Below are 5931 nucleotides of genomic sequence, written 5' to 3' on the forward strand. Positions count from 1 at the left end.
CCCCCATCATGTGGCACGGCATTTGGGGAGGCCGTGCAGCCCCTCTGGGCACACGCCGGCCCAAGCGGCCCCGCCAGTGGGTGCTCTGGGCGGGTGGTGGATGGGCCTGGGCACCGCGAGCTCTTCCGCGGCCGCCGGCTGGGTGGCCGCCCGGCGGCTTCAGAAGCCCGACGTGGACTTGCTCCAGGTCGGGCCCAGGCCCCACAGCATCGAAGAGAAGAGGTAGCCGAAGTCCTTCATCACCGACAGGGCCCCCGTCTGCCCCGGCAGAAGGGTCAGGAGCCGGGCGGCGAGCGGATCCGCCGCCTCCGCGTTCAGGGTCGCCGTCAACAGCTGCAGGTGGCTGTTGAAGCAGCGGGCCAGCCCTGCCGGGTCCGTGATGCCCTTGGGACGATGGTCGTTCGTGTAGTGGATGGACGCGACATCCATCAGGTAGCACCTGAAGAGGTCCGTCACGTCGCGGTTCGCCACCGTAACCTCCCCCGCCCCGGGCCCGTTGTCGATGCGGTCGAGCATGGACACCGCGACGTCGACGACCGTCTCCATGTAGATGCCATGCCGTGGAGAGGTCGGATGGGCGGCGAAGACGTGGTCCGGTTGGCCCGCCGTCGAAGGCGTCACCCGGGGGGCGTGCGGCGGGTTTCCATACGCCTGTCCCCGCAGGCCGCCCCGCTTGTACCGGACCTCCGTGTCCAGGGAATCATCGCCACGCTGCTTGAGCACGTAGGTGCCCTGCGGGTGGACAGCGAACTCATGGCAGAGCATGCCGGTACAGAACCCCAGCGGGTAGTTCTCGAAGTACCAGGCATCCATCTCGATGTGTACGGTGCGGTAGGGCCTCGCGCCCGGAACGTGGTTGGCGTCCGCGGGACATATCTGGGAGATGGTTCCGAAACAGAAGTCATTGACACGCGCCAGGGAGGAGATGGTCTCCCGGGTCGTGTGCAACCGGATCCGCACCTCCCGGGGCGGCGCGGGAGGGGTCGGCGCGACATGGATGGGCTGCAGGTTCGGCCCAATCTGACGGGCCGGAGGCAGCTCTCCCTCGTTCTGCCAATAGGCGACGTCATCAATGAACATCGGAATCTGGTTCGAGCGCTCCAGGATGGCTTTGATGGTGTTGGCCTTGTGCGCGTAGGAGACGTTCGGGACCGCGTTGAAGCCGGTGAGGACCCGCGGATCGTATTTGTAGTAGGGATTGACGTTCCGGACGTTCTCGAACGTGATGGTGGCCATCCGAAAAGCGTAGGGTCGCCCTCGCGACTCCGTCAAATACCCACAAGGTTGCCCACCTCCGTTCCGTGCATGCCAGGTCCACCTCTGCGAGAGTGGCGGCGTCCAGCGGAGGACGACCATGTTCATTTCCGATCCAGAGCGGTTCATCAGCCAGAAGATCATCCTGATGGGCGGAAGCATCAGCGCGCAGGACCTCGTCGCTCGGAAGGCGGACCTCGTCAGCTACGAAGGCCAGCCGCTGAGCTTCGGGGCGACGGAAGGACGCCACCGGGTCTTCTTGAAGTACTGGTACCAGGAGCCTGAAGCGTCGTCGGACTCGGATGAAGAGCCGGATCCGGAATGGGAAAAGGACAAGGCCGAACTCCAGGCGCTGCGTGGTTACACCTTGGCACCTCGGACGTTTGGTTGGACGAACCGGAACTCCGTGACGATCATCTCTCCGCCTCCCGACATCTTTCTCTCCGCGCATGACTTCCAGCTGGGAGGAAATGAAGGAGGACAAGGCAAGCGGGCATACCTGCTGCCCTGGCACGAGGATGGGGTCTGTTGGATGCAACTGGGGGACGACGCCAACTTCTTCTTCACCGACGCGATGACGGGATGCACGTTCGGAGTGGGCGGAGATCCGCGCAGGCCCGTCGTCCTCCACAGCAATGTCGGCGCAAGCGACAAGCGTACGTCACAAACGGCGGAGCACCTCAAGTACGTCATCAAGAAGCTCCCGGTAGGCGCTCAAGCCTCTCCCGTGACGCTCTATGGCAAGGAGCGACAATACATGAGCGACCTGGAGAAGAATAAGACGCAGAGGCCAGGCTTCACCGCTGCCGGGACCAACGCCAATATCGTTGGCTGGCGCGAGAAGGGCGAGTGGCAGTTCTGGAGCCAGCGATACATGCTCTACACGGGCGTTGGTTCTGAGCAGCGGACCTTCGCCGATATCGTCGTCGAGCAGATCGAGTACTGAGGCGCGGATCCTTGTAGCTCCCTGATGGGGTTGAAAGGCCGTGGTCATGCGTTTCCGCGCCTGCATCGCACTCCTGCTCTTCCTCTCAGCCTGCGCTACGTCGACGCCGCCTCCCAGCTCGCGGAGAACCCGGAGCCAGAGACTCGCCAACCTCCAGCGCGCGGCGGCACTGCCCTGGAGGGACGGTGGGCAGTGCGTTGTCCGCGAAGCTTCCCAGCCTTGGCCCGCGCTGGTGGAGAGGTGCTATCAGGCCCTCGACCATGACCGGATCGAGTTCCACGACACCGCGGGAAGATGCTCGGTCGCCTCCGCAGGTGCCGCTGCCGTGGGAGTCGGCTTCTGCGTTCTGGTGGCTCCTGAGATCGTTGTGGGAGCCGTGATCGTCCTTGGCGTGGTAGTGGTCGCCGTCGCCATCAAAGAAGCGTTGGATGCATATGAACTTCGCCACTCCTACCCTGAGGAAGCAGGGACCTCACGAGGAACGAAGGTGTCATCCCGGGAAGCTGAAGCCCAACGCAAGCCCAAGCTGAAGCCCGAGCCAGCGGAGCAGGATTGGCAGCCCCCAGTGCCTCCTGTGCCTGTGGACCGGACGGGCCGCGCCAGTTGCGAGCCTGTTCCAGTGCCTCACGCGGGCAAGGATGACCTGCATAACGAGTGCGCCGATAGGTTTCCGCCGAACCGCTACCCCGATAACGACGTGCTCGTGAACGGCAAGCGCTTTGATGCGTTGCAAGTCGGCGCGCGTGTGCTGTGGGAGATCAAGACCTATCAATTTGACACGTACAGTGAATTCCTGCGGGATCGGGTGATCGAAGATCAGGTGGAAGAGTTCCAGGAGGACCGAGACATCGCGGCGGCATGTGGATATAGCTTCGTCGTTGGAGTGAGTAGTGCCGCGCACAGAGAAGCGCTGCTGCGACAGGATCCCAGCCTCAAAATCGTCGTCACAGGATGCAAACGATGACCCCGCGAAAGCGCCTCGATCTGACCGTCTACGCGCCTACACTCGTGGGGCACGACGGTCGCACACTCGCTGTCGTCCGTGGCATGGAACTGGCGCTGCCCGGCTTGCGCCTGGATTGGGAAGTGAGCAAAGGAGGGCGGCCCATCGAGTTATCACAACGCGAGACCTGGCTCGCGGATGCAGCAACACGCGGAAAGCTCCCGTTGCTATGCAACGGCGACGAGAGCAACCCCGTGACCCTTTCCGGGATGCGACGATCCGCGAGTGCGAGCCCTGGCGGCCAGTCACAGTTCCAAATCCATGCGAAGCTGCCACTGGACGCGGCCGTTATCACGGCAGCGGCGGAGATGTTGGAGCGCGTAGCGGAGGGCGCGCGTGCGTTCTGGGGTCACCTGACGCCGGACAGCGCTGCGCTGGACATCGCGTATCAGATAGCACCCACGCTGGAGGGGCCACCGTCCCCACGTCGGGGGCTGCCCGCCCTGAAGCTCTTCGAGCACATCCGCGCGCCCGAGATTCCCTATTACCTTGGATGGCTCAACTACTGGTCGGCGGCTGCCGCGCAGGCCATCGGCTTCCCGGACCCCGCCCGCGACTCTGAATTGCTCAAGCGGGCACGGCGCACGGCGTCGGGCGGGTGGGTCGTGCAGCTCACCGACGCGCCACTCGACCTGGACAACCCCACCCACCTGGACACGCTCAAGCGCACCTACGAGCGCTTTCCAGAGATCGGCGGACGCGCAGCGCCTTGACCTCGATGCTCCAACCCGGCGACGGCGAGCGTCAGGACATCAGGGAGTCACTCAATGGCTGGCGGCTCGGGCTCCAGGAGGTGCGGGGGCTCCGACTGCCCTTCGTCCCGAAGCCGGAGCGCGCGGTCGATGCGCGCGGCGGCGCTGATGAGGCCCAGGTGGCTGAAGGCCTGCGGGAAGTTTCCCAGTTGCTCGCGGGTCAGCGGGTGGATCTCCTCCGCCAGCAGTCCCAGGTGGTTCGACGCCTCCGCGTGCGCGACGAAGACGTCCTCGGCCTCTTCGATGCGATTGGCCAGCGCCAGCGCCTCGGCCAGCCAGAAGCCGCAGAGGATGAAGCCTCCCTCCGGCCCCCCCACCCCGTCATCCATCCGGTACCGGCGCAGGAACGGGCCCGCGCCCAGCTCCGCGCGCAGCCAGTCGAGCGTCCTCAGGATGTATGGGTCCGTCCCCCGGAAGCAGCCGACGATGGGCAAGAGCAGCAGCGCGGCGTCCGGCTCGTTGCCTCCGTAGGCTCCGACGAAGTGCTTGCGCGCCGGGTCCACGCCGTTGCGAAGGATGTCCGCCCGGATGACGTCCGCCAGGTCGGCACTGGACTGCTCCAGCGCCGTCTCACCAAAGAGCCGTGCCAGGTGCTGCCCCCGGCGCAGGGCCAGCCACCCCATCAGCTTCGAGTGGACGTTGTGCCGCATCTCCCGGCGCGGCTCCCAGATGCCGTGGTCGGGCTCGCGCCAGCGGCAGGCGGTGGTCTGGATGACCGAGCGGAGCAGCCTCCAGGTGCGCAGCGGCAGCCGCCCGCCGAAGCGCTCGTAGAGGTACGCCGCGTCGAGCAGCGCGCCCGCGGTGTCGAACTGGAACTGGTCCCTCGCGCCGTTGCCGAGCCGCACCGGCTGCGAGCCCTGGAAGCCGGCCAGGTGGGTCAACTCCCGCTCCGGCGGCACGGGGGCACCGTCCAGCGTGTACATCACCTGGAGCGGGTCACCGCGCTGCAACGTGTCGCGCACGAAGTAGAAGAACTCGCGCGACTCACCCAGGAAGCCGAGGAGGTTGGTGGCGCGGACCGCCATCGCGGAGTCGCGCACCCAGCTGAAGCGGTAGTCCCAGTTGCGAGGCCCTCCAATCCACTCGGGGAGCGAGGTGGTGGGCGCGGCCACCATCGCGCCCGTGGGGCCGTACATCAGCAGCTTCAGCGCCAGCGCGGAGCGCAGGACGTGGTGCCGCCACGGCCCTTCGTAGTGGAGCTGTTGCGCCCACTCGCGCCAGGCCTGACGGGTATCCCGAAGGTGGTCGAAGGGCCGGTACGCGGCCAGGGGCTCCGGCCGGTCCGAGTCCCACGACAGGATCATCCAACGCCGCTCGCCCGGCCCCATCCGGATGCGCGTCTGGAGGCCCGTGTCTCCCCGGCAGGGTTGGCCGCCCAGCTCCCGGCAGGGCCGCCATTGCGCCTCCCCGCTGAGCACGGCGACCAGCCGCTCCCCTCCCGACCCGCGCGCGACGAGGCCGTGCTCCTCCCGCTCCACCTGCGTCTGCGACGCCCCGTACCCGAAGCGCGGGTCGAAGACGATGTTCAGCTCCACCGCGCCTTCAAGGCACTCGATGCGCCGGTGCACCTCGTGGACGGTGGAGCGCGGATCATTGGTCCACGGCATGTAGTCGATGATGCGGATGGCCCCCTTGCGCTCGAAGCGGAACAGCGTCTCCAGGACGTTGGTGTCCGGGTCGTAGCGCTGCAGGCTCTCGAAGGGCCACACGACGGGGGTGATGCCGGTGATGCCGCCCTTCTCCTCATCGAGGATGCCCGCGAAGACGCTCGGGCTGTCGAAGCGGGGGAAGCAGAGCCAGTCGATGACGCCGTCCGGCCGGACGAGCGCGCAGGAGCTTCCGTCGCCAATCACCCCGCGGCCCGCCAGGGGGACCTCCCGGTAGGACGCCGGGTTGGTGAACCGGAAGGGGCGGGCCATCCGCCTGGCGGCGCTGTAGAGGTCCATGAGCGGCGTGTCGCGGGGCAGGAACGCGAC

Annotated in this window: 5 protein-coding genes; 3 read left to right on the plus strand and 2 right to left on the minus strand. The window is 66.6% G+C overall.

What is annotated here, in order from left to right; all coding sequences use genetic code 11:
* Positions 1-159: 159 nt before the first annotated feature.
* A complete protein-coding gene (locus tag D7V93_RS36145; protein ID WP_120647686.1) occupies positions 160-1236 on the minus strand; it encodes a hypothetical protein in 1077 nt (358 codons plus the stop codon).
* A 118-nt stretch (positions 1237-1354) separates the two neighbouring features.
* Here D7V93_RS36145 and D7V93_RS36150 point away from each other — a divergent pair, with 118 nt between their 5' ends.
* From D7V93_RS36150 to D7V93_RS36160, 3 genes are all read left to right on the plus strand, one after another.
* The gene (locus tag D7V93_RS36150; RefSeq protein WP_120647687.1) at positions 1355-2200 is read left to right on the plus strand and encodes a hypothetical protein; all 846 of its coding nucleotides are present in this window, start codon (positions 1355-1357) and stop codon (positions 2198-2200) included.
* 325 nt (positions 2201-2525) lie between these two features.
* The gene (locus D7V93_RS36155) at positions 2526-3164 is read left to right on the plus strand and encodes a DUF6310 domain-containing protein (protein WP_341870984.1); all 639 of its coding nucleotides are present in this window, start codon (positions 2526-2528) and stop codon (positions 3162-3164) included.
* Positions 3161-3916 (plus strand): DUF5953 family protein, encoded by a 756-nt coding sequence (locus D7V93_RS36160; protein WP_120647689.1) that lies wholly within the window; start codon positions 3161-3163, stop codon positions 3914-3916. The genes D7V93_RS36155 and D7V93_RS36160 overlap by 4 nt, the downstream gene beginning before the upstream one ends.
* 47 nt (positions 3917-3963) lie before the next feature.
* On the opposite strand, the gene D7V93_RS36165 is transcribed toward D7V93_RS36160, so the two are convergent.
* The coding region (locus D7V93_RS36165; RefSeq protein WP_244237714.1) for a glycoside hydrolase family 15 protein at positions 3964-5931 on the minus strand (1968 nt) is incomplete at its 5' end.

The sequence above is a fragment of the Corallococcus llansteffanensis genome (genome assembly GCF_003612055.1).
GTDB classification, from domain to species: domain Bacteria; phylum Myxococcota; class Myxococcia; order Myxococcales; family Myxococcaceae; genus Corallococcus; species Corallococcus llansteffanensis.

What these genes read in the sequence shown, in the direction of transcription:
- D7V93_RS36145 (WP_120647686.1), bottom strand. Translation starts at nt 1,236, where the DNA reads ATGGCCACCATCACGTTCGAGAACGTCCGGAACGTCAATCCCTACTAC.
- D7V93_RS36160 (WP_120647689.1), top strand. Translation starts at nt 3,161, where the DNA reads ATGACCCCGCGAAAGCGCCTCGATCTGACCGTCTACGCGCCTACACTC.
- D7V93_RS36150 (WP_120647687.1), top strand. Translation starts at nt 1,355, where the DNA reads ATGTTCATTTCCGATCCAGAGCGGTTCATCAGCCAGAAGATCATCCTG.